This is a genomic window from Pseudarthrobacter sp. MEB009 (assembly GCF_030208875.1).
Taxonomy (GTDB): Bacteria; Actinomycetota; Actinomycetes; order Actinomycetales; family Micrococcaceae; genus Arthrobacter.
The window spans coordinates 268,815-290,960 of the sequence record NZ_JARVTC010000004.1; the positions used below are offsets into that span (position 1 = coordinate 268,815).

The 22,146-nt window shown below is 63.6% G+C and carries 23 protein-coding genes; 11 read left to right on the forward strand and 12 right to left on the reverse strand.

What is annotated here, in order from left to right; translation table 11 throughout:
* Positions 1–572 precede the first annotated feature (572 nt).
* Complete coding sequence (locus QRN07_RS03225) at positions 573–1,361, reverse strand: hypothetical protein (protein ID WP_285240311.1); 789 nt, start codon at positions 1,359–1,361, stop codon at positions 573–575.
* 1,624 nt (positions 1,362–2,985) lie between these two features.
* Positions 2,986–3,825, reverse strand: coding sequence for a sulfurtransferase (locus QRN07_RS03230; RefSeq protein ID WP_285240312.1), 840 nt, complete (start codon positions 3,823–3,825; stop codon positions 2,986–2,988).
* 398 nt (positions 3,826–4,223) lie between these two features.
* Here QRN07_RS03230 and QRN07_RS03235 point away from each other — a divergent pair, with 398 nt between their 5' ends.
* Positions 4,224–4,622, forward strand: a complete 399-nt coding sequence (locus QRN07_RS03235; RefSeq protein ID WP_050687170.1) for a VOC family protein — start codon at positions 4,224–4,226, stop codon at positions 4,620–4,622.
* A 79-nt stretch (positions 4,623–4,701) separates the two neighbouring features.
* On the opposite strand, the gene QRN07_RS03240 is transcribed toward QRN07_RS03235, so the two are convergent.
* Both QRN07_RS03240 and QRN07_RS03245 read right to left on the reverse strand, forming a co-directional pair.
* Positions 4,702–5,376 carry a DNA alkylation repair protein gene (locus QRN07_RS03240; RefSeq protein WP_285240313.1) on the reverse strand — a complete coding sequence of 225 codons (675 nt, stop codon included), beginning with the start codon at positions 5,374–5,376 and terminating at the stop codon, positions 4,702–4,704.
* Positions 5,377–5,427: 51 nt separating this feature from the next.
* Positions 5,428–5,577: a hypothetical protein gene (locus QRN07_RS03245; protein WP_164468854.1), complete on the reverse strand. Its 150-nt coding sequence runs from the start codon at positions 5,575–5,577 to the stop codon at positions 5,428–5,430.
* A 219-nt stretch (positions 5,578–5,796) separates the two neighbouring features.
* Between QRN07_RS03245 and QRN07_RS03250 the strand changes: the two genes are divergently transcribed.
* From QRN07_RS03250 to QRN07_RS03260, 3 genes are all read left to right on the forward strand, one after another.
* Positions 5,797–6,066 carry a hypothetical protein gene (locus tag QRN07_RS03250; protein WP_285240314.1) on the forward strand — a complete coding sequence of 90 codons (270 nt, stop codon included), beginning with the start codon at positions 5,797–5,799 and terminating at the stop codon, positions 6,064–6,066.
* Between the two features lie 100 nt (positions 6,067–6,166).
* Positions 6,167–6,568, forward strand: coding sequence for a DUF3054 domain-containing protein (locus QRN07_RS03255; RefSeq protein ID WP_285240315.1), 402 nt, complete (start codon positions 6,167–6,169; stop codon positions 6,566–6,568).
* A 118-nt stretch (positions 6,569–6,686) separates the two neighbouring features.
* On the forward strand, positions 6,687–6,968 hold the full coding sequence (locus QRN07_RS03260; RefSeq protein ID WP_050687163.1) for an Lrp/AsnC family transcriptional regulator: 282 nt from the start codon (positions 6,687–6,689) through the stop codon (positions 6,966–6,968).
* A gap of 33 nt (positions 6,969–7,001) precedes the next feature.
* Here QRN07_RS03260 and trpD read toward each other — a convergent pair whose 3' ends face one another.
* On the reverse strand, positions 7,002–8,057 hold the full coding sequence (trpD, locus tag QRN07_RS03265) for an anthranilate phosphoribosyltransferase (RefSeq protein WP_285240316.1): 1,056 nt from the start codon (positions 8,055–8,057) through the stop codon (positions 7,002–7,004).
* A gap of 148 nt (positions 8,058–8,205) precedes the next feature.
* Between trpD and ctaE the strand changes: the two genes are divergently transcribed.
* The 4 genes from ctaE to qcrB all read left to right on the forward strand — a co-directional run bounded on the left by ctaE (position 8,206) and on the right by qcrB (position 12,537).
* Positions 8,206–8,844, forward strand: a complete 639-nt coding sequence (gene ctaE / locus QRN07_RS03270; protein ID WP_197273605.1) for an aa3-type cytochrome oxidase subunit III — start codon at positions 8,206–8,208, stop codon at positions 8,842–8,844.
* Between the two features lie 86 nt (positions 8,845–8,930).
* A complete protein-coding gene (gene qcrC / locus QRN07_RS03275) occupies positions 8,931–9,719 on the forward strand; it encodes a cytochrome bc1 complex diheme cytochrome c subunit (protein ID WP_050687159.1) in 789 nt (262 codons plus the stop codon).
* A gap of 99 nt (positions 9,720–9,818) precedes the next feature.
* Entirely contained in the window at positions 9,819–10,889 is a 1,071-nt protein-coding gene (gene qcrA, locus QRN07_RS03280) for a cytochrome bc1 complex Rieske iron-sulfur subunit (protein WP_050687157.1), read from the forward strand.
* Positions 10,867–12,537 (forward strand): cytochrome bc1 complex cytochrome b subunit, encoded by a 1,671-nt coding sequence (gene qcrB, locus QRN07_RS03285; RefSeq protein WP_050687156.1) that lies wholly within the window; start codon positions 10,867–10,869, stop codon positions 12,535–12,537. Before qcrA ends, qcrB begins: the two co-directional genes overlap by 23 nt.
* 139 nt (positions 12,538–12,676) lie before the next feature.
* Here qcrB and QRN07_RS03290 read toward each other — a convergent pair whose 3' ends face one another.
* The gene (locus tag QRN07_RS03290) at positions 12,677–13,447 is read right to left on the reverse strand and encodes a GntR family transcriptional regulator (protein ID WP_050687154.1); all 771 of its coding nucleotides are present in this window, start codon (positions 13,445–13,447) and stop codon (positions 12,677–12,679) included.
* Positions 13,448–13,604: 157 nt separating this feature from the next.
* On the opposite strand from QRN07_RS03290, the gene QRN07_RS03295 reads away from it, so the two are divergent.
* Entirely contained in the window at positions 13,605–13,922 is a 318-nt protein-coding gene (locus QRN07_RS03295) for an HPr family phosphocarrier protein (RefSeq protein ID WP_050687152.1), read from the forward strand.
* 121 nt (positions 13,923–14,043) lie between these two features.
* Here QRN07_RS03295 and QRN07_RS03300 read toward each other — a convergent pair whose 3' ends face one another.
* The 5 genes from QRN07_RS03300 to QRN07_RS03320 form a co-directional block, all read right to left on the reverse strand.
* Positions 14,044–14,445 carry a cytochrome c oxidase subunit 4 gene (locus QRN07_RS03300; protein WP_050684712.1) on the reverse strand — a complete coding sequence of 134 codons (402 nt, stop codon included), beginning with the start codon at positions 14,443–14,445 and terminating at the stop codon, positions 14,044–14,046.
* Entirely contained in the window at positions 14,442–16,169 is a 1,728-nt protein-coding gene (ctaD, locus tag QRN07_RS03305; protein WP_050684711.1) for an aa3-type cytochrome oxidase subunit I, read from the reverse strand. The genes QRN07_RS03300 and ctaD overlap by 4 nt, the downstream gene beginning before the upstream one ends.
* A gap of 10 nt (positions 16,170–16,179) precedes the next feature.
* Positions 16,180–17,052 (reverse strand): aa3-type cytochrome oxidase subunit II, encoded by an 873-nt coding sequence (ctaC, locus tag QRN07_RS03310; protein ID WP_050684710.1) that lies wholly within the window; start codon positions 17,050–17,052, stop codon positions 16,180–16,182.
* Between the two features lie 186 nt (positions 17,053–17,238).
* On the reverse strand, positions 17,239–17,628 hold the full coding sequence (locus tag QRN07_RS03315; RefSeq protein WP_050684709.1) for a HesB/IscA family protein: 390 nt from the start codon (positions 17,626–17,628) through the stop codon (positions 17,239–17,241).
* Positions 17,629–17,799: 171 nt separating this feature from the next.
* The gene (locus tag QRN07_RS03320) at positions 17,800–19,245 is read right to left on the reverse strand and encodes a dipeptidase (protein ID WP_050684708.1); all 1,446 of its coding nucleotides are present in this window, start codon (positions 19,243–19,245) and stop codon (positions 17,800–17,802) included.
* Between the two features lie 88 nt (positions 19,246–19,333).
* Here QRN07_RS03320 and QRN07_RS03325 point away from each other — a divergent pair, with 88 nt between their 5' ends.
* A complete protein-coding gene (locus QRN07_RS03325; RefSeq protein ID WP_050684717.1) occupies positions 19,334–19,936 on the forward strand; it encodes a DUF3043 domain-containing protein in 603 nt (200 codons plus the stop codon).
* A 105-nt stretch (positions 19,937–20,041) separates the two neighbouring features.
* Here the strand turns inward: QRN07_RS03325 and QRN07_RS03330 are convergent, their stop codons facing one another.
* Positions 20,042–21,112 carry a quinone-dependent dihydroorotate dehydrogenase gene (locus tag QRN07_RS03330; RefSeq protein ID WP_050684707.1) on the reverse strand — a complete coding sequence of 357 codons (1,071 nt, stop codon included), beginning with the start codon at positions 21,110–21,112 and terminating at the stop codon, positions 20,042–20,044.
* Positions 21,113–21,172: 60 nt separating this feature from the next.
* On the opposite strand from QRN07_RS03330, the gene QRN07_RS03335 reads away from it, so the two are divergent.
* Positions 21,173–22,141, forward strand: a complete 969-nt coding sequence (locus QRN07_RS03335) for an alpha/beta hydrolase (protein WP_050684706.1) — start codon at positions 21,173–21,175, stop codon at positions 22,139–22,141.
* Positions 22,142–22,146: the final 5 nt, after the last annotated feature.

Below are 22,146 nucleotides of genomic sequence, written 5' to 3' on the forward strand. Positions count from 1 at the left end.
CTCGCGCTTCAAGGTGCTAATCGCCCTAAACAAGAGGTAAATCGACCCTGCTTCCAGCAGCGCATACGCGATCGTTCGCCACGAAGCCCCGTTGTTAGCGAAATCGATTGCACTAAACACCACCCAGAGAACGATCCCGATACCTGCGTAGACGGCCCAGGTTCGGGGCGCTTCTATTTTTTTCATCTAGTCCCCGCTAACGCCCCAGCGAACTTGCTCCGACTCATTCGCCGGTCATTGCTCAAAGCCTAACCACGCCAGTCAAGCACCCGCGGCATTATGGATACCCACTCCGGAACCGGTCAGCAGAGGCTTTACGCTTCCGAGTGGCCCCGTCCGTAAGCCGGTCGTTTAGCGTTCAGCCAGGCATGGATCCATTCCTCTGCTCCGTTGTCGGCCCCTGATGTGTACGTTTACCCCGAACGATGAAATGCACGGTGAGGGTGCCCTAACTGCTACGCCTCAGACTGCCGTGAAACCCTAGCGTTTCGAGGCGCTGCGGATCTGAGACACCCGGTGAGTTCAGAGAAGGAGTCGGAGCCGCGGGTGGGATCGCCTATCGGATTAACTGGTCACTTGTAGGACCTGAACACGATCGAGTCGAAGACGGCACGTGCCTCTCTCATCAGTTCCGGATTGATCAATTCGTCGATATAGCCCACCGAGACCACAGCCCACTGGCCGTTCAGGTCGACCACCCGGTAGGTTTCGTGTTCATTCTGAGTTGAGTACCAGTGTGAGCAGGTGGCGAATGATTCTGAGTGGATACATAACCTTCGGGCGCCGCAGGCTTTGAAGTCCACGTCACCCTCGACGGAGTGGTCGAACTCGAAGCCGGAGTAATCGCCCACCATGACCTCGACGGGAGGGGTGCTTACCGTCCATGACTGTGCCGCCATCGCTTTGACGAAGGCCTCGGCCGACGGTTCGACATTGGCAAGAGCGCCCATCCAGCTGCATGCGTCCATTGACACATAGTCCGCGGGCGAAAGAGTCAGGTAGACGGCCCATTCAGCCGGGTGACCCGGGTCATCCTTGCCCAGGCTTTGGCCGTCACGGGTATACCAGCCGTCCGGGACGGTGATCTCGAAAGGCTCCGTGTAGCCGACGACGGGGACTAGGTATGTGCCGGCGTCGATGTCGCCGCTCTCCGGCAGCGGTGGGACCGTGCGAGGGTCGCGACTCTCCGGCAGCGTCGGGACTGTGCGAGCCTCCGTGACCGGAGAAGTGGCAGACGCGAGGAACGCGTCGTCAGGCTCATACTGGCACCCGCTGAGACATCCAAGCAGGGCGACAGTCGCCAAAGGCAAGAGATGGCACGACCTCTTAGCGGCCTTTTCAAGGGTCGTCACGGAACTCATTGATCCACCAGGCCGCTACAAAGTCCTGTGGGGCCCCGCAGCCGGGTGGCCCCGCGGGCGGCCCGAGATTGGATGCCGTCGCCTCAAGTCTCCTCCGGCAGTAAACCCGTGACAATGAAGAACTGCACGGAGATCAGTTCGACTCATGCAATCCCCCGAAGTGACAGGAGCACGCTGAAGCCGCGGCGAGGAAACGCCAATTTGAAGCAGCTTTCACCGACCGGTATGTGGGCTTACTGTGCCCAGATTGTAGCCAGTGCGCTCCTCGCAACCAACGAATTCGCAAAGGGGTTGAACAACGGTTGGGATATTGGGTTCTTCTGCCTTTTCGCAGCGTGGTTTTTGCTCGGCGCTGGACAAGTCCTTCACATGCTCCACGTACGCCGAAATGATGCTCCATTCTGGGATGAGGAAGATCTACGCCGGGCAGATTTGGAGCGTCGAGGCAGACGATTGTGAGCATTTCTGCGGTCGTAAGCAAACTGAATCTGGCGCCGCCTACCGACCGCCTGACGTGAATCCGCCCACCCGAACTGGCTTGTCCTGCGCGCAACCGTGCGAATCCAGAGGAAGGTCACTATGCATCCGCCAAAAAAGAACAACCCAAGCGCCACCATCAACAGTTCACGCATAATCCAGACATTATCCTGACCGCTGACACGGCCGACAGTGCCGTGACCAGCCACAACAGCGCTGCACGGGCTGGAATAAGGCGTCCATTCAAGGATCGGCGTATGGGACGTTATGCGAACTGGCCTCTTATGGACGTTTTCCAACGCTCGGGAAGGGGCGGCGGACAGCACTGTTCTTGAGGGATCCCGACCAGTGCGCTCGGCCTTGGCCACTGTTACGCTGACGGCACGGCTAACCGTCGGAGGGAAGCTTGCGTCCACCCACAGTGGCCAAACAAAGAAATCTGCCTCTCATTTGAGGCGCAAGGGGTGATGAATTGAGCACCAGAGGGAAGAAGATCGTAGTCGCCATCTTGTTCTGGCTGATAGGTTCCCTCATTGGGGCTGGCGTTCTTGCTTTATTTGTAGCCCCGGGTGACAAAACCTATTGGCCGAGCGTGGCCTCCACCGCCGGAATCCTTCTAATAATGATTGGGGCATTTGGGGTTCGAGACAAAAGGCCTAAACGCAAGCGGGGATATTCGATATTGGCACTCGCTCTTGTCATTCCGACGCTTTTCCTCATGATTGCATTCGGACCGGGCCCAGCGCTGGGCACTCTTGCAGGTGGTCTTACAGGGGGACTCATCATCACGTGGCCGTACCTGACAGGCAAGAAAGCAGTATCTCAGCCTGGGACTTGAGAACGGCTACCGGTTTATCGTTACGAAGCCGCCGATGAACCGGGTCCGTTTAGGGTTGCTTACTCCGGACGACTCGAACCGAACGCATCTGCAGGATGGGGCAGTTTCCAACGCTAATGAGCCGCACACAACACAGCATGGAAACTATCCTGGACGAGAGGTAATCGCCGCAACCTATATTCACTGCGGTCTGGACAAGGCGCTTAGCTCCGTCTTCAGGAACGTAACTCCGGCCGATGCACCAAACCGTCCGCAGCACCAATGACCTGGTCAACAAAGCCTCATCCGGCGAGCACCGCAGGCCAGTTGTCATCCAAGCTCGGCCCGGCGGCGAAGGTCGGCCCCGTACTCTGACCACCCGCCCGCGTAAAGACGGCCCTGACCAAGCCCTGCATACTCAAGAGCGAGAAGGTTATGGCACGCGGTGACGCCTGAACCACAGTAGGAGGTGACGTCGGTCGCGTCTTCGATTCCAACCTTCGCAAACGCCCGTCGGACGTCTTCGACCGGGCGCAGGCGTCTGTCGGAGTCGAGGTTCCCACGGCACGGGACGTTCACTGCACCGGGGATGTGTCCGGCTTGGGGATCGGTGGGCAGCTGGAGGCTTCCGTCGAAGCGGTCGTTGTTGCGGGCGTCTACGACGATTCCGGCAGCCTCCGAAGTGATGTCCTCAAGCGTGGCGAGACGGGCCCCGGGCCATGGAGACGGCGTGAAGGCCACCGGCGAAGGCTCCACGGGCGTTGTTTCGAGCGGTCCCGACCATGCGGAAATCCCGCCGTCGAGCAACGCCGCCCTATGTCCGAGCGAACGCAGCATCCACACGAGCCGCGCGGCGATGACTCCCCCCGCGTCGTCATAGGCGACGACGGTCGAGCCGTCGCCGATTCCGAGGGAGGACATTCCATGCGCGAACACTTCCGGGCCGGGAAGCGGGTTAAGCCCGCGTGGTCCAGAATCGCCTGACAGCCATGCGTCCAGGTCCACAAATACCGCACCTGGCAGATGTCCGCCATCATACGCGTTACGGCCGGACGCACCGTCGAGGTACCACCGAACATCGGCGATGACAAGGTTCTGGCGGTGCGCCGTGAGCCACGCGACATCAACAAAGGGTGGGAGATCTTCTGGGGTTATCCGGCTGTCGTCCATACAGTGCAGGCTAATTGATGCGTCCATATTTTGAGCAAAAAAGTCTCATAATGTGGATGACCACGGCCTATGCCTAGAGGTCCTCGCGTGCCACCATGGAATTGGTACCAAGGGGACCCACCCAGAGAGCGGACAGTGCCATGATCCAGGCCCTGCTGTGCAAATTGAACCTCCGTCACGACTGGCACGTTGAACACACTGACGATGGCCGTCGCTTCCGGCGCTGCGTGCGTTGCGGACGGGATGATGACAGCGGTGGTCGGTGGACCAATGCCCCGGGGGCATGGGCGGGGCCGAGCCAGTAATCGCGACCACTCCCCTGCTGCGGCCTAAAGGACTGCGGGTGCACCGATAAAGACTGCCTGTGCGGCCTCGCCTGGGATCTGTAGGCTGGGGACATGGCTGCACCCATGATCTACATCACGTTTCCTGGCACGGCCCGGGACGCACTGGGCTTCTACGCGAACATTTTCGGCGGTGAACTCGCCCTGCATACCAACGCTGACTTCGGAAACTCCACGGGCGACCCCTCGGCCATAGCGCACGGTGTCCTTTCAGGGCCCGTGGCCATGGCCGGCACCGACGCGTCCGAGGGTGACAAACCGGTGAACTGCGAAGGGCTGATGCTCTCCCTGCTGGGAACGGCGGAAGCGCCCGTACTGCACCAGTGGTTCGACAGCCTCGCTGCCGGCGGCCGGATTGTCGATCCGTTGGCGGCAAAACCCTGGGGCGCCTCGGACGGGCAGGTAATCGACCGGCATGGACTGCATTGGCTGATCGGCTACGAACCCGCGTGAGTGTTGGGCGTATCTCCGCCGGTCCAACGGGACCAACCGGTGAACCCCGCCACGCGTGAGGCGTGAACTATCTACGGGATCAGGCAGGAGCTTCGTTCCGCCGCACTATCTCATTGATCCAGATGGGCGCGAACGGGGAGGTACAGTTCGGCGGCGTGGGATAGTCCTTGAGCACTTCCAGCCGCTCGCCGATCCGCAGCGCCCTGCCACGGTGCTCGGGATGCACAATCCCGATCTGCGCCAGCGTGCTGTTCATGGCCCACTGCAGGCGGTCCGGCGCGTCCCTCATCTCCGCTTCGATGGTGTCCAGCAGGCCGGCCAAGTCAAGTCCGTCCGGCGACTTCGCCACCCGGTCACCGGTCAACGCCCAGCCCGCACTTGCCACCACCGGGTCGGGATCCCCGGTCCACGCCAGGCGCAGGTCTTCGGCGTGGGGACTCTTCCGGACCACGTAGTTCACCAGCCAGTCGTGCACTTTGGGAGCCCGAGCTTCGCGCAGCATCGCATCCAGGTCGGCTGCCGTAAACTCCTTGGGCCGGCAGATCAGCAACGCCAGCAGCCGGGCAGCAGTGTCCCCGGTGGCCCACAGTCCGCGGGCCAGGTCCTGCTGGGTCTTAAGCCGTTTCGCCACGCCGCGCAGCTTCGACAGGTTCACGCCGTGGTCGTCCCCGCGTTTTTCGTTGACCTCACGCACCCTCGGATCCTGCAATCCGGACAGTTCCGCCATCACGGCGTCCAGCGTCGTCCCGTTCATGCCAGCCTCCTGCATCAGTGCCTACCATTCAAGCGTATCGGCCGGGATGGTTCAGTGCCGCTGCTTGAGTCCAGCACCCACCACCGCGCCGACCGCGAGTCCCAAGGCAACCCCCACCACAGGGCTGTCAAAAATCGCCAGGCCCAGGGCGATGCCAAGCGCCGCCCCCACCAGGCAGCAAATCCACAGCGGCTTGTTCATGGCGCCTCCACTCGTCGGAAGTCCAGCGTAAGCCACACCCGTCGTGCCGGGCGCCCGCACAAGTAACGGGCCGGCCGGATCCGCGTAGCCACTACGGGTGCGCAGCAGGACAACTAGCCGTAGGCTCACAAAACGGCGGCCGACGGCGGCACTCACCTTCTGTTCCTGGCTGTCCAATGCTTTCAGGCCCGTAGCCCGCCGGATTGCGGAAGGATTGCCATGCCGGATTTTTTCCCAAGCGCCCCTGCTGTCGGTGCGGCGCTGGCGCGCGCCTTTGAGGGCACCACCCCTTTAGCGGACGCGCTGCATCAGTCCCCCGGCAGGCCGGTTCTGCTCCGGTATCCCGTCCGGGCACAGGCCCGCTTCCGGCCAGGGCGGGCGCTGGCGTATACGGTGACCCACGTCCTGATGGAATACGGCGAAGGCGCGGACAGCAGCTACCACTGGGAGCCTGGCTGCCTGGTCAGACGAACGCCCCGGGGGCCTTAACGATCCCCGCTGTCAGCCGCGTTCCCGCCGTCCAGCATTGCCTGCAGGGCTCGTTCTGGACCGCGCGGGCACAACGGTTCCGGGCGATAGGCTCGAAGCCATGAGTTTCCCGAAAAGCCGGACCCCTCAACCCACCGCCACCAGGGCCTGGGCGGCCGCCGCCCTTGTTGATGTGGTGCTGATCCTGGTGTTTGCCGCCGTCGGCCGCGATGCCCACCATCGCGGCGATGTGGTGACCGGGGTTTTGCTGACTGCATGGCCGTTCCTGCTGGGAGCCGCCGTTGGGTGGGCTGCGGCGCGGTCCTGGCGGAACCCATTCTCACCAACACGGGCCGGAGTTCCCGTCTGGCTGGGCGCCCTGGTGGGCGGAATGCTGCTGCGCGCCGTGACCGGGCAGAGCGTGGTGCTGCCCTTCATCATCGTGGCCACTCTCAGCCTTGCAGTCCTGCTGCTGGGCTACCGGCTTATTGCGGCACTGATCCGGCGCCGCAGGCACCCGTGACCTTGGCATTGCTGCCCGCCACGGACAGAGGTCCTGCGGCGCCCTTCTGTAATAGGCTGGCAGAACTGACAAGCTGGCCGGGCAAAGCTACGGCGCAACTGATCCGGAAGGGTTAAACGTGATCACCGCATTCGTTCTGATCAAGACCGACGCCGCCCGCATTCCAGAGACGGCAGAGGAAATCTCCGCTATCGAAGGCATCAGTGAGGTCTATTCCGTCACAGGCGAGTGGGACCTCATTGCCGTGGCGCGGGTCCCCCGGCACGAGGACCTCGCGGACGTCATTGCCGACAGGCTGTCGAAGGTCCCCGCCGTGGTCCACACCACCACGCACATTGCGTTCCGCGCCTACTCCCAGCATGACCTGGACGCCGCATTTTCGCTGGGGTTCGAGCAGTAATCCTCCCCACCGCAGCAGGGCCCACTTCTCGGGTCAGGACGTGGTGAGCGACACCCATTTCTCCAGAACCGCGGCCGCGGCTCCCGAATCGATGGATTCGGCGGCGCGGTGGTAAGCACCGGCCATGCGGTCAAGGAACGGCCCGTCAGCGGTCAGGTCAAACGCCACCAGCCCGGCGGCAGCATTCAGCAGCACGGCGTCACGCGCCGGCCCCGCACTTCCTGCCAGGACGTCGCGCACCACGCCGGCATTCACCTGCGCATCGCCGCCCCGGAGCTGGTCGACGGTGGCGAGCCTGATACCGAGATCCTGCGGCGAAAAGACAAGCTCGGTCACGCCGCCGTTCCGGATCTCCCAAACGGTCGACGGGCCGGTAGTGGTCAGCTCATCCAAGCCGTCGTTCCCGCGGAACACCAGGCCCCTGCTGCCCCGCCGGGCAAGTACGCCGGCAACGAGCGGCGCCATCCGCGCGTTGGCAACACCAACGGCTGATGCCTGGACCTGGGCGGGATTGGTCAACGGACCAAGGAAGTTGAACGCCGTAGGGATGGCAAGTTCCCGCCGCGGGACGGCCGTGTGCCGGAATGACGGATGGAAGACCTGGGCAAAGCAGAATGTGATGCCTGCCAGTTCAGCGTTCCGCGCCACCTGCTTGATTCCCAGGTCCAGCCGCACGCCCAGTGCCTCGAGGACATCGGCGGAACCGGACGACGACGACGCCGCCCGGTTGCCGTGCTTAACCACTTTCGCGCCCGCGCCGGCAGCGACCAGGGCGGCCATCGTGGAGATGTTGACGGTGTTGAGCTGGTCTCCGCCGGTGCCCACGATGTCCAGCTTTTCGCCGGAAATAGAGATCGGGTTGGCGTGCGAAAGCATGGCGTGCACCAGGCCGGAAAGCTCCTCCACCGTTTCGCCCTTGGCGCTCAGCGCCACCAGGAAACCGGCGATCTGCGCGGGCGTCGCCGCTCCAGACATGATGGTGTCCATGGCCCAGGAAGTATTCGCGGCAGTAAGGTCCGAACCGCTGATCAGTGCCGAGATCAGCCGGGGCCACGTGTTGGCGGGGGCTGCAGTTGCCGGAGAAGTCACCCCCTGATGCTATCGAGCGAGGGCCGGGACTGACCAATATGAACCCTCCCGGGAACTTTTCCGGGCAATTTCGCGTCTTTGTAGAAAAAGTCCCCCCAAAAGGCGGTTTGCGTTGGGCAGCACGGACTTTTACAGACATAATGTCTATGTGACATCTGCGACCCATGCCCCCAGTACCCCGGCGCACCCCACGCTGAACCGCCCCAATATGGTTTCCGTTGGAACCGTAGTGTGGCTGTCCAGTGAGTTGATGTTCTTCGCCGGTCTCTTCGCCATGTACTTCACACTGCGCTCCACGAGTGGTGCCATGTGGGCGGAAGAGACGGCCAAGCTCAACTTCCCCTTCGCGCTAGCAAACACGATCGTCCTTGTGGCCAGTTCCTTTACTTGCCAGATGGGCGTCTTCGCCGCCGAAAGGCTGCAGCCGCGCCGAAGCGGTGGCGCCCTCAAGTTCTCCAAGTGGGGAATGAATGAATGGTTCACCTTGACCTTCATAATGGGTGCCATCTTCGTCGGCGGCCAGTCCTTCGAGTACGCCATGCTCGTTTCCGAGCATGTATCGCTGTCCTCGAACGCCTACGGCTCCGCTTTCTACATGACCACCGGCTTCCACGGCCTGCACGTCATCGGCGGCCTCATCGCCTTCCTGCTCATCATGGGCCGGTCCTTCGCGGCGAAGAAGTTCGGCCACTTCGAGGCCACGTCCGCGATTGTCACCTCTTACTACTGGCACTTCGTGGATGTCGTCTGGATTGGCCTCTTCCTGGTCATCTACGTCCTCAAGTAGCCAGCTTTGATTCTTTTTCTACAAGAGGCAGAATTTCAGGTAGCGGCTCCCGGAGCCGGCGCAGGATCGAATAAAGGAACCACCACGTGAAGGCACTTTCGCAAAAGCGGCGTCACCCACTGGCAGCCGTAGCGCTGCTACTGATGGGGCTGCTCGTCATGGGCGGGCTCTACGCCGTCGCTACCACGGTGAACGAGGCAAAAGCCTCCACCACCTCGTACAGCGCCAACGACACCGAAGAGGGCGGCAAGCTTTTCGCCGCCAACTGCGCCACCTGCCACGGCATGGGCGCCAGCGGAACCCAGGCGGGTCCGTCGCTGGTTGGCGTCGGCGCTGCTGCTGTTGACTTCCAGGTGGGCACCGGGCGTATGCCGATGCAGATGAACGGCCCGCAGGCCATGGAAAAGCCGGCCCAGTTCAACGACGAACAGACCCACCAGCTTGCAGCCTATGTGGCTTCCCTGGGAGCCGGCCCGGCAGTTCCTGAAGAAGGCCTGTTGGACGAAGGCGGCGACGCCGCTGCAGGTGGCGAGCTCTTCCGTACCAACTGCGCCATGTGCCACAACGCGGCAGCAGCCGGTGGGGCCCTGACCCGTGGCAAGTTCGCTCCCGCCCTCGCGGACGTTTCCGGCAAGCACATCTACGAGGCCATGGTCACCGGCCCGCAGAACATGCCGGTGTTCAGCGACACGAACATCACCCCCGAAGGCAAGCGCGACGTCATCACGTTCCTGAAGCAGATCGAATCCACCGGCTCCCCGGGCGGAGCCGACCTCGGTTCGCTTGGCCCGGTTGCTGAAGGCCTGTTCGTCTGGGTCGCAGGCCTTGGTGTCATCATCGCCTTCACCATCTGGCTCACCTCCCGGACCTCCTGACGTCCACGCAGCACCACAGCACTTCTGCTGATCCGTCAGCAGCTTGAAATTGAAAACTAACCCGGCAGCCGCCGGGACGAGAGAAGGATGAGGCGAATTATGGGCAACCATAGTGACGGCAGTCCGAACCACTCGGGCACCGTAGCTACGGCTGGTCAGAATGAGGTGGAGAAGTTCCAGGATCCTGGAATTCCCCCGCACCGTTTGCGCCTGGCTGACACGGACCCGAAGGCCGCAAAGCGGGCAGAACGGCAGGTCGCCTTACTTTTTGGCCTCTCTGTTGTTGGAACCGTAATCTTCCTGGTGGCGTACTTCGCCATCGATCTGGGCGAGGATGCCGGCATTGCCACCATCCGCCTCCAGAACGCCCTCCTCGGTGTAGGCACCGCCTTCGCCATGCTGGGCATCGGTACCGGCATCGTGCACTGGGCCAAGGCCCTGATGCCCGATCACGAGGTATCCGAGGAACGCCATGCGATCCGCTACGAGGAAGACCGCGTAGCAGCTGTCCGCATTGTCGATGACATTGTCGAAGAGACCGGCATCAAACGCCGCCCCCTCATCCGCAATACGCTCCTCGGCGCCGTGGCCCTGGCACCGCTTCCCGCGATCGCCATTTTCGGTGACCTCGGACCGCGCCCGGACGAGAAGCTCGCACACACCATGTGGGCTCCCCAGGACGGGAACCTGAAGCGCCTCGCCCGCGACCCCGACGGAACGCCCATCAAGGCCTCCGACGTGACGCTGGGCTCAGCCTTCCACGTCATTCCCGAAGGCCTGAACGAACTCCACGAGGGCAAGCTGAACGAAAAGGCCAAAGCCGTCGTTCTGCTGATGCGCCTCGACCCTTCCTCGCTCAACCCGTCCGCGGGCCGCGAGGACTGGGGTTACAACGGCATCGTTGCTTACTCCAAGATCTGCACCCACGTCGGTTGCCCCGTTGCTCTCTATGAGCAGCAGACGCACCACCTGCTGTGCCCGTGCCACCAGTCCACCTTTGACCTCACGCAAGAGTGCAAAGTGATCTTTGGCCCCGCCAGCCGTCCGCTCCCCCAGCTGCCCATCGCAGTTGACGACGAGGGATACCTGGTCGCTACCAGCGACTTCAAAGAACCCGTAGGACCGAGTTACTGGGAGCGTGATATGCATGAGCGCAGCAACAACAGCTGAGCCCGCTTTCGTCGCCAAAACCAAGGCAGGCCGGGTCACCGACTTCGTCGATTCCCGTGTGGGCGGTTCCGGAATCCTCCGCGAATTCGGCCGCAAGGTCTTTCCGGACCACTGGTCGTTCATGTTTGGCGAAGTGGCCCTGTACTCGTTCGTCATCCTGCTGCTCTCCGGCACGTTCCTGACGTTCTTCTTTGATCCGTCAATGGCGGAGACCCACTACGACGGTTCGTATGTGCCCCTCAAGGGCGTCGAAATGTCCGTGGCCTACAGCTCCTCGCTGGATATCTCCTTCGACATCCGCGGCGGCCTGTTCATGCGCCAGGTCCACCACTGGGCAGCCCTGCTGTTCGTAGCCTCCATCGCCGTGCACATGCTGAGGGTCTTCTTCACCGGAGCCTTCCGCAAGCCCCGCGAAATGAACTGGGTTGTGGGCAGCGTCCTGCTCATCCTTGCCATGGCTGCCGGCTTCACCGGCTACTCACTCCCCGATGACCTGCTCTCCGGTAACGGCCTGCGCATCATCGACGGCGTGATCAAGTCAATCCCGATCGTTGGAACGTACATCTCGTTCTTCCTGTTCGGCGGCGAGTTCCCCGGCACGGCCATCATCAGCCGCCTCTACATGCTGCACATCCTGCTGGTACCGGCCCTGATCCTGCTGATGATCGTCCTGCACCTCTTTATGGTGGTTGTCCACAAGCACACCCAGTACCCCGGCCCCGGCCGCAACGACAACAATGTTGTGGGCTACCCGCTGGGCCCGGTTTACGCTGCGAAGGCCGGTGGATTCTTCTTCATCGTCTTCGGCGTGCTGGCCCTGATGGCAGGCTTCTTCACCATCAACCCGATCTGGAACTACGGTCCCTACGATCCCTCCCCCGTTTCCGCCGGTACCCAGCCTGACTGGTACATCGGATTCGTTGACGGCGCCCTGCGCCTGATGCCGGGTGTGATCAACGGATTCCACTTCGAGTACGTCATCTTCGGATTCACGCTGACGCTGAACGTCCTGCTCCCGGCCCTGGTGCCGGCAGGCATCCTGTTCACCGTAATGTTTATGTACCCGTGGATCGAACGGTGGATCACCAAGGACGACCGCGAGCACCACGTCCTTGACCGTCCCCGCAACGCCCCGACCCGTACGGCCATCGGCATGGCAGGCTTCGTCTGGTACTGCGTGATGTGGGCCGCTGCCGGTTCCGACCTCATCGCCACGCACTTCCACGTGTCCCTGAACGATGTGACGTACTGGCTGCGCACACTCTTCTTCATCGGCCCGATCATCGCGTTCATCGTGACCAAGCGTGTGGCCCTGGCGCTGCAGCGCAAGGACCGCGAGATCGCCCTGCACGGCCGCGAGACCGGACGCATTGTCCGGCTCCCGCACGGTGAGTTCATTGAGGTGCACGCACCGCTCGATGAGTACAAGCGCTACAAGCTCGTAGGATTCGAATCTCCCAAGGTACTTCCTGCGGAGCCGAACGAACACGGTGTCGTCACCGGCAAGGAGAAGCGCCGCGCGTTCCTCTCCAAGTGGTTCTTCGAAGACCGTGTTGCCCCGGCAACGCCGGCGGAACTCGAAGCAGCGCACGGTCACGGCCATGCAGCTGTTGAGGCTTCCGAGGACTCCAAGTCCCTGACGCACTAACTGCGCAGCACAAGAAAGGCCCGGTCCCTGCGGACCGGGCCTTTCTGCGTTCAATGCTCGTCCCGGAATTGATGCCACAGACCACCTACCCCTCCTGCAGCCCAACGGAGGCACCCTGCAGGGCCTCCCCCGTGCGCGGCTAGTGGTTGCGGGTCCGGCGGGCGCCGGGCCGCTGAAGCGGCACCCAGAGCTTATAGCGGTCCGCCCGGTAGTACGATACCGAATAGTCCACCATGGCCCGGGCAACAAAGGCGTGCCGCTGAATCTTCAGCAGCGGCGCCCCTACTTCAACGTTCAGCAGCCGGGCCGTTGACGGTGAGGCTGCCGTCGCTTCGATCATGTCCTCGCCCCACTCCATCACCAGGCCAAACTGTTCGTTGAGGACGTTGTAGAGCGATGTGGGCGGTTCCCCGTCCAGGAGGCCCGGAACACGGTGCGCGGGAATGAAGTTCTCGTCCACGCTCATGGGCTCACCGTCCGCGAGGAGAAGCCGGCGGAACCGGACCAGCGGCGTTCCCTCCTCCAGCTGGAGTTCTCGTGCCAGGAAGGCGCTGGCGGCGATCTGTTCAAAGCTGAGGACCTTGGCGGCGGGAACCATGCCACGCCGCTGCATCTCTTCGCTGTAGGACGTCAGCTTGACCTGAAGGTCCATCTTGGGCCGGCGGACGAAGGTGCCCAGCCCCACCACCCGCTCAATGACTTCTTCACCCACAAGGGCGTCGATGGCCTGCCGCACCGTCATGCGGGCCAGCCCGAACCGCTCGGCCAAGTCCCGTTCGGAGGGCAGGGCCGCCCCTGGCTTGCAGTACCCGGTGATGTGGGCGCGCAGGATCTCGCGCAGCTGCACGTAGATGGCCGTGCCGCTGGTGCGGTCGATGGTTCCGGTGATGGCTGTGGCGCCAGCGGCCATGGTGGTCTCCCTGTTATCTGTCCTGCCACCATTTTAGGTCAGGTCTAGACCAGTCAGGTGCGCAAGGTCCGGGTTTAGCTGCCGGCCGGCACGGCCGATATATTGATCTGGACAGCACGATGCGACGGTGGGGGCCGTCATCACGAAGGAGTCCCCTTTGCCAGTACACAAGGCAGTGATCACAGCAGCCGTAGGCCTGCATGCCCGGCCCGCGGCCGTGTTTGTCCGTGCCGTGATGGAAACGGGCCTGCCGGTCACCATCAGTAAACGCGGGACCGAAGCGGTGGACGCCCGCTCCCTCCTCCAGGTGATGGCCGCCGACTTTGAACAAGGCTGTGAAGTGGAGCTCGGCATCAGCGATAACGCCCTGGCGGGGGCGGCCGCGCTGCAGGCGGCGGAGGAAACTCTGCGTGGCCTTGCCGCCCTGATCGCTTCACAGGATGCCGCCGCGAAGGCGCCCGTGCAGGCTTCCTGACCGCGGCCCGCAAGCCGGCGCGGGCTGCTCCGGTACCCGCCCTCCCCTGCTGAATTGACCACTAACGACGGCGGGCCCCACCAAATTTGGTGGGGCCCGCCGTCGTACGTCTGTTATGCAGTTAGTGCGCGTGGTCGCCGCGGCTGTATTCGTAAACCCAGCCAACGAGTGCAACTACAGCAAGGCCGGCGGCGATGAATACGATCCACCAGCCAAGTGCCAGGCCAAGGAACCCGGTGGCGCAGGCGATGCCGAGGACCAGTGGCCACCAGCTCCAGGGGCTGAAGTGGCCCTGCTCGCCGGCACCTTCGTGGATCTCAGCGTCGCTTCGGTCCTCGGGGCGCATGCCTACCCGCTTGCCGGTGAAGCCGAGGTAGCCGCCGATCATGCCGGACAGCCCACCCACGAGGAGGATTCCCAGGGTGCCGACCCATTCGTGCCAGTTGGTCAGGAAGCCGTAAACAATCGATACGGGAATGAAGAAGAAAACACCCGCACCAAAGATCCAAGATTCGATTTTCACTGTGCGGTGTCCTTCTGGTCGGCGTTACCCAGCGTTTTTGCAGCAGGCGCGGGTGAGTCAACGGTGTGGACCTGGCGGAGTTCCGGGTGGTGCAGGTCCAGTGCGGGGCGCTCGGAACGGATCCGGGGCAACGAGGTGAAGTTGTGGCGCGGCGGCGGGCAGGACGTGGCCCACTCCAGCGAAGCCCCGAAGCCCCAGGGATCATCCACGGTGACCCGCTCAGCGCTGCGCCAGGTGATGTACACGTTCCAGAAGAACGGGATCAGTGACGCGCCCAGGACGAACGAGGCGATGGTGGAGAACTGGTTCATCCAGGTGAAGTTGTCCTCCACCAGGTAGTCCGCGTAGCGGCGCGGCATGCCCTCGACGCCCAGCCAGTGCTGGATCAGGAAGGTGCCGTGGAAGCCAAGGAACAGGAGCCAGAAGTGGATCTTGCCCAAGCGTTCGTTGAGCATTTTGCCGGTCCACTTGGGCCACCAGAAGTAGAAGCCGGCGAACATGGCGAACACGACGGTGCCGAAGACCACGTAGTGGAAGTGCGCCACCACGAAATAGGAGTCCGAGACGTGGAAGTCCAGGGGCGGCGAAGCCAGGATGATGCCGGTCAGGCCACCGAAGAGGAACGTGATGAGGAAGCCGATGCTCCAGAGCATGGGCGTCTCGAACGTAATGGAACCGCGCCACATGGTGCCGATCCAGTTGAAGAACTTCACACCCGTGGGTACCGCGATCAGCATGGTCATAAAGGCGAAGAACGGCAGCAGGACCGAGCCCGTGACGTACATGTGGTGGGCCCACACGGTGACGGAGAGGGCAGCAATGGCGATGGTGGCGTACACCAGGCCCTTGTAGCCGAAGATCGGCTTGCGGCTGAAGACCGGGAAGATCTCGGAGACGATGCCGAAGAACGGCAGCGCGATGATGTACACCTCGGGGTGGCCGAAGAACCAGAACAGGTGCTGCCAGAGGACGGCACCGCCGTTTTCGGGGTCGAAGATGTGTGCACCGAACCGGCGGTCGGCACCGAGGGCGAACAGGGCGGCAGCCAGTGGCGGGAAGGCCATGAGCACCAGGATGGCGGTGACCAGGGTGTTCCAGGTGAAGATGGGCATCCGCCACATGGTCATGCCCGGGGCGCGCATGCAGATGATGGTGGTGATGAAGTTGACCGCACCGAGGATGGTGCCGAAGCCTGACAGCGCCAGGCCAAACACCCACAGGTCGCCACCGATTCCGGGGCTGAACGTGGTGTTGGACAGCGGCGCGTAGGCGAACCAACCGAAGGATGCCGCACCCTGCGGGGTGATGAAGCCTGACACGGCGATGGTGGAGCCGAACAGGAAGAACCAGAAGGCCAGTGCGTTCAGCCGCGGGAAGGCGACGTCGGGGGCACCGATCTGCAGCGGCATGATGACGTTTGCGAAGCCGGCAAAGAGCGGCGTTGCAAACATCAGCAGCATTACGGTGCCGTGCATGGTGAACAGCTGGTTGTACTGCTCTTTGGTCTGCAGGATCTGCATGCCCGGCTCGAAGAGTTCGGCGCGGATCAGCAAGGCCATAACGCCGCCGAAGCAGAAGAACACGAAGGACGCGATCAGGTACATGTACCCGATGGTCTTGTGGTCGGTGGAGGTGATCCAGTTGACGACGATGCGCCCCTTGGACTTCGGAACCACGGGAGCCGACAAGGCTTCGGTGGGTGCGGATTGAGTGTACGTAGCCACGTCGCTCCCCTTACTTAATTTCGTTCAGGTTCGGGTTGCGGTCGTATTCCGCACCCAGGAGGCCTGTGTTGCCTGCCGCCCGGAGCCCGTCCATGTGGGTCTGGAATTCGGCCTCCGAGACCACCTTGACGCGGAACAGCATTTCGGAGTGGTACTCGCCGCAAAGTTCGGCGCACTTACCGTCATAGGTTCCCTCCTTGGTGGGGGTGAACCGGATGTAGTTGGTCTTGCCAGGGATCATGTCGCGCTTCTGCAGGAAGGCGGGAACCCAGAAGGAGTGGATGACGTCGCGGGCGTTGAGCTCGAGGTCCACGGACTTGTTGACGGGCAGGTACAGCGTGGGAAGCAGTTCCTTGTCAATGGTGTTGCCGGTGAGGTGCGCCTGGACGCCGGCCTCGTGCAGGTCTTCTTCGATGACGCTGCCGGACTTGTAGTTGAAGTCCCAGGCCCACTGCTTGCCGCGGACATCAACAACGACGTCGGCGGGCTGGGAGCGGTCATCGATGGCCGCCTGGTCCCGGTCGGTGAAGTAGAAGAACACCAGCACCATGAACAGCGGGATGGTCAGGTAAAAGACTTCCAGCGGGAGGTTGAAGCTGGTCTGCCGGGGGAACCCTACGGTGCCCTTGCGTCGGCGGTAGGCCACCAGGCACCAGACGATCAGGCCCCACGTGATGATGCCCACAACCAGGGCTGCAATCCATGAGTTGACCCAGAGGTCCATGATGCGATCGGTGTTGCTGGTGGTGCCACGTTCAGTGGGCAGCCACCCTCTCTCTACCTCTGGCGAACATCCGGTCAAAACCAACGCGCCGGCAATTGCCAAGCCAGTGATCGATGAGATCGTTTTGCGTCGGCTGCCGGTTCGGTTCTGCGAACTCACAGACGGCCCTTCCTACTTGATGCTGTTGTCCGGCCAGCCTTAGGCTCCCCGGGCACACTAAAAGTTTTACTACTCGGTGTAGAGCTTACCGCTCCGCCGGGCGTTTCGCCCACATGTCGGCGCCGCGTCCCCCTGCCGTTTTCCACGGCAGAGGGCACGGCGCCGGCATCAGGCGAAAGAACCGGCTTAGTGGAACGAATCGCCGCAGGCGCATGAGCCGCCTGCGTTCGGATTGTCAATGGTGAAGCCCTGTTTGGCGATGGTGTCCTCGAAGTCGATGCTGGCACCGGAGAGGTAAGGGACGCTCATCTTGTCCACTACCACCTCGACACCGTCGTAATCGCGGACTGCGTCCCCGTCAAGGAGCCGCTCATCGAAGTAGAGCTGGTAAATCAAGCCGGAACAGCCGCCGGGCTGCACGGCAACCCGGAGGCGCAGGTCGGTGCGGCCTTCCTGTTCGAGAAGGCTGCGTACCTTGCCCGCGGCGACGTCGGTCAGCTTGACCTCGTGGACGGCCAGTTCATCGCTGGCTGCGCTGGTGGTTTCGGTGCTGTTCTCATTGGTTGCGGTGCTCATTGGCCTACCTTCTTAGGACGGTCCTGGCAGCGCCGCCTCAGCGGCGCCTGCCCCTACGGATTCGGTATGGGCTATAGCTACATGCTACGTCGGACAGACGTATAGCTCTAACTCCTTGCGTAACCGTGGAAGGGCTCTGCTTGTTCCCTGGAAACGCGGCTGGATGCCCGGCTACTGCAGCCCGTCACGGTTCAGCCGCGCCAGCAGGAGGGACTCTGCCAGGATGGCGTTCCGGAAGTCGGCCAGGTGCAACGATTCGTTGGCGCTGTGCGCCCGCGAATCCGGGTCTTCCACACCCGTCACCAGGATCTGGACGTCCGGATAAAGTTCCGTGAGGTCGGCAATGAAGGGGATGGAGCCGCCAATTCCAGTTTCGACGGCGGGGACTCCCCAGGCTTCCCCCAGCGCCCACATGGCCAGGGACGCGGCGGCGGAGGATGTGTCGGTCTGGAAGGGGTTGCCGCTCTCCCCCGGGGTGAACACCACTTTCGCCCCGAACGGCGCGTTGGCCTCCACGTGGGCCTTGACAGCGGTCATCGCCGCGGCCGGGTCCTGGCCGGGAGCCAGCCGCAGGCTGAACTTTGCCCTGGCGCGCGGGATCAGGGTGTTGGAGGCGACGTCCACGGCCGGTGCGTCGAAACCGATGATCGACAGCGCGGGCTTGGTCCACAGGCGGGACGCGAGGCTGCCGGAACCGGCCAGCCGGACGCCGTCGAGCACCGAAGCGTCGGCACGGTAGTCGGCTTCCGCCATGTCCACCGTGGCGTTGTCCGTGGCGACCAGGCCCTTGATGGCCACGGAGCCGTCGTCGTTATGCAGGGTGGCGATCAGGCGGGACAGAAGGGTCGGCGCGTCCAGAACCGGTCCGCCGAACATGCCGGAGTGCACGGCGTGGTCCAGGACCTGGACCTCAACTACGCCATCCACGAGGCCACGGAGGCTGGTGGTCAGGGCCGGGATGCCCACTTTCCAGTTGCTGGAGTCCGCCACCACAATGACGTCGGCGCGGAGCAGTTCGCGGTGCGTCTCGAGGAACGCGCGGAACGTGGGCGAGCCGGCTTCCTCCTCCCCCTCAAAGAAGAAGGTCACGCCGAGGCCCAGTTCGTCGCCGAGGACTTCGGTGACCGCGGCGTAAGCGGCCACGTGCGCCATGATGCCGGCCTTGTCATCCGCGGCGCCCCTGCCGTAAAGGCGGCCGTCCTTTTCCACCGCAGTAAAGGGATCGGTTTCCCAGAGCGCTTCGTCGCCGGGGGGCTGCACGTCGTGGTGGGCGTAGAGCAGGATGGTCGGCTTGCCGGGCGCAGCCGGGCGGCGGCCGACGACGGCGGGACCTCCGGGGGTGCCGTCCGGTTTGTTGCAGGCGAGGATCTGGACATCGGACACTCCGGCGGTGTGCAGGAGGGCGGCAACAGCCCCGGCGCTGGTTTCCAGCGGCGCCCTGTCGAAACTGGGCCACGCGATGCCCGGAATGGCCACGAGCTCCTTGAGGTGGGTGAGGGTCCGCCCGAACGCATTGCCGATCGAGGTACGGAGGTCTTCCGTCCAGGGGGTGCCGGCAGGGCCCGAAGGTGTGGGGCCGGGGGCGTTGTGCGGGGTGGCAGCAGGTGAAGAAGTCATGGCCAAAACATTACCCCCGTCACATCGGCCGCCAGGGCAGGCCCGGCCGCCAGCAGCCCGGCGGGCTCCCGCAAGGTATTCTGTTGTGGTGTTCGGACGTAAAAAGGAAGCGCCCTCGGCGCAGGAGACAGTAGACCAGCAGGCCGCGGAAGCGGCGGCGCAGCGCAACGGCGCCATCGGCAAAGGGGCACCGACTCCCACCCGCAGGGCGCAGGAAGCTGCGCGCAAGCGCCCGCTGGTGCCTGAGGACCGCAAGGCGTCCAAAGCCGCCGAGCGCCAGGTCATTGCCGATCAGCGGCAGAAGATGCGGCACGCACTGGACACGGGTGACGAGAAGTTCCTGCCCCTGCGCGACAAGGGCCCGCAGAAGAGGTTTGCCCGCGATTACGTGGATGCCCGCTTCAGCCTTGGCGAGTTCCTGATGTTCGGCGCGCTGGTCTTTGTGCTCGTTTCCTTGCTGGTGCCGGCCAGCAGCGAGCTGATGATCTACGTCCTGGGCGCGTTCTGGGTGATGTTTCTGGCCGTGTTTGTGGACGTGTACCTGATTTCCCGCAAGCTGAAGAAGCTGCTGGCCCAGAAGTTCGGCGAGGTGGAACGCGGCACCGTCTGGTACGGGTCCATGCGGTCCCTGCAGTTCCGCAAGCTGCGCCTGCCCAAGCCGCAGGTCCGGCGCGGCCAGTTCCCTTCCTGACCCACCGAACCCAGCAGCGCAAACCCGAAAGGTGGGCCCCGGCGGAAAAATCCGCCGGGGCCCACCTTTTGTCTTTTTAAGCCGGACCCGGGCTGGGGCCGGGAATCAGCGGCGGCGGTTCCTGGCCAGGTGCCGGTTGACGCCGGCAGCCCAGAAGGGCCCCTCGTAGAGGAACGCGGTGTAGCCCTGGACCAGAGTTGCGCCGGCATCGAGCCTGTCCTGGACGTCCTGGCCTGTTTCGACGCCGCCGACGGCGACCAGGGTCAGTGCATCACCGGTGGCAGCCTTGAGCCGGCGAAGGACTTCCAGGGAGCGCTGCTTGAGCGGAGCGCCAGACAGTCCGCCCGCCCCGCGGGCCTCCACCTGGTCCGCCGGGGTGCTGAGCCCGGACCGGGCGATCGTGGTGTTGGTGGCGATGATGCCGTCGAGCTTCAGGTCCAGCGCCAGCCGGGCGACGTCATCGATGTCCTCGTTGCTCAGGTCCGGGGCGATCTTCACCAGCAGCGGAACGTGCCGCCCGGCTGCCCTGTCTGCTTCGTCGCCCACAGCCGTCAGCAGCGGGCGCAGGGTTTCCACGTCCTGGAGGAGCCTGAGGCCGGGAGTGTTGGGAGAACTGACGTTGACCACCAGGTAGTCGGCTACCGGCGCCAACGTCCGGGCGCTGACCAGGTAGTCGTCCACGGCCTCCGCGAGTTCCACGGTTTTGGTCTTGCCGATGTTGACGCCGATGACCGGGCGCACCGAAGGATGCCGGCGCTGCAAAGCAGCCCGTGCCGCCTTGAGCCGGGGAGCCACGGCGGCGGCGCCGTCGTTGTTGAAGCCCATCCGGTTGATCACCGCGCGGTCCTGAACCAGGCGGAAGAGCCTGGGCTTCTCGTTGCCGGGCTGCGCCTGGCCGGTGATGGTTCCCACCTCGACGTGGCCGAAACCGAGTTCAGCCAGGGCCTCGATGCCGTGGCCTTCCTTATCAAACCCGGCAGCCAGGCCGAACGGGGACGGGAACGTCAGGCCGAACGCGGTGGTCTGGAGTGAAGCCGCGGGGGCCGTGAACTTCTGCAGGACCTTCCCGGCACCGGTGGTGTGCGCGAGCCTGATGGCTTTGAAGCCGATCGTGTGGGCGCGCTCGGCGTCCATCCAGGAAAATGCCAGCTTGAAGAATGTGGGATAAACGCGCATGCCTCTAGTTTTCCGTCTCCGGCGGCCCAGACCAAACGGGTGACGCAATAGCATGGGCCCATGGCATGGCAACAGGACTTCCTGGGACCGGAATTCACCTCCCGGCCCTTTTCCGCCGCCGGACCGGACGGCGTGGCACGCACCGCCACGCTCATCAGGTACCGGCCGGCCACGCCCGCTCCGGGTCGGAACCCGAAGGCTGCGGTGCTGTTCCTGCACGGCTGGAGCGACTACTTCTTTAATACGGACCTGGCCCGCTTCTGGGAATCGGCCGGGTACGCGTTTTACGCACTGGACATGCACAACCACGGCCGGAGCCTGCAACCGGGAAGCCCCGGCGGCTACGTCGCCGACCTGGCCGACTACGACCCCGAAATAAGCCGGGCGTGGGACCTGATCCGGGCGGACGGGGCGGCCGGGCCGTTGACCCTGATGGGCCACTCCACCGGCGGCCTGGTGGCATCATTGTGGGCCAGCCGGAATCCCGAAGCACTTTCCGGTCTTGTCCTCAACAGCCCCTGGCTGGAAATGCACGGCAGCCACCTGGTCCGGCGCGCCGCATCGGGCCTGGTGGGGCCGCTGGCCCGGCGCCGGCCGGAAACAGTCCTGCGGCTGCCGGAGCGTGGGTTTTACTGGCGGACCATCAGCAGCTCGGCCGAAGGCGAATGGGACCTTGACGACGCTTACCGGCCGCCCATGGCCTTCCCTGTGAGGGCCGGCTGGTTGAGCGCCATCCTTGCCGGGCAAGCCCGTGTGGCAAAGGGCCTGCGGCTTGATGTTCCGGTGCTGGTGCTGTTATCGCAGGGCAGCGCCAACGGGATGGTCTGGTCGGAGGAAATGCGGCGCACTGACGCTGTCCTGGATGTGCATGCCATCGGCGCCCGCGCTTTCGGCTTGGGCACCACGGTGACGGTGGAGAAGATTGGGGGCGCACTGCATGATGTCTTCCTGTCACCCGAGAAGGTCCGCGCGGACGCCTATGCGAGGCTGGCCCGCTGGCTCCGCGCCTATGGGTCAGCCGGCATTTAAGCCGC

Coding starts and splice junctions, on each gene's coding strand:
- QRN07_RS03225 (WP_285240311.1), bottom strand. CDS start 1,361: ATGAGTTCCGTGACGACCCTTGAAAAGGCCGCTAAGAGGTCGTGCCAT.
- QRN07_RS03230 (WP_285240312.1), bottom strand. CDS start 3,825: ATGGACGACAGCCGGATAACCCCAGAAGATCTCCCACCCTTTGTTGAT.
- QRN07_RS03235 (WP_050687170.1), top strand. CDS start 4,224: ATGGCTGCACCCATGATCTACATCACGTTTCCTGGCACGGCCCGGGAC.
- QRN07_RS03240 (WP_285240313.1), bottom strand. CDS start 5,376: ATGAACGGGACGACGCTGGACGCCGTGATGGCGGAACTGTCCGGATTG.
- QRN07_RS03245 (WP_164468854.1), bottom strand. CDS start 5,577: ATGAACAAGCCGCTGTGGATTTGCTGCCTGGTGGGGGCGGCGCTTGGC.
- QRN07_RS03250 (WP_285240314.1), top strand. CDS start 5,797: ATGCCGGATTTTTTCCCAAGCGCCCCTGCTGTCGGTGCGGCGCTGGCG.
- QRN07_RS03255 (WP_285240315.1), top strand. CDS start 6,167: ATGAGTTTCCCGAAAAGCCGGACCCCTCAACCCACCGCCACCAGGGCC.
- qcrA (WP_050687157.1), top strand. CDS start 9,819: ATGGGCAACCATAGTGACGGCAGTCCGAACCACTCGGGCACCGTAGCT.
- qcrB (WP_050687156.1), top strand. CDS start 10,867: ATGAGCGCAGCAACAACAGCTGAGCCCGCTTTCGTCGCCAAAACCAAG.
- QRN07_RS03290 (WP_050687154.1), bottom strand. CDS start 13,447: ATGGCCGCTGGCGCCACAGCCATCACCGGAACCATCGACCGCACCAGC.
- QRN07_RS03315 (WP_050684709.1), bottom strand. CDS start 17,628: ATGAGCACCGCAACCAATGAGAACAGCACCGAAACCACCAGCGCAGCC.
- QRN07_RS03320 (WP_050684708.1), bottom strand. CDS start 19,245: ATGACTTCTTCACCTGCTGCCACCCCGCACAACGCCCCCGGCCCCACA.
- QRN07_RS03330 (WP_050684707.1), bottom strand. CDS start 21,112: ATGCGCGTTTATCCCACATTCTTCAAGCTGGCATTTTCCTGGATGGAC.
- QRN07_RS03335 (WP_050684706.1), top strand. CDS start 21,173: ATGGCATGGCAACAGGACTTCCTGGGACCGGAATTCACCTCCCGGCCC.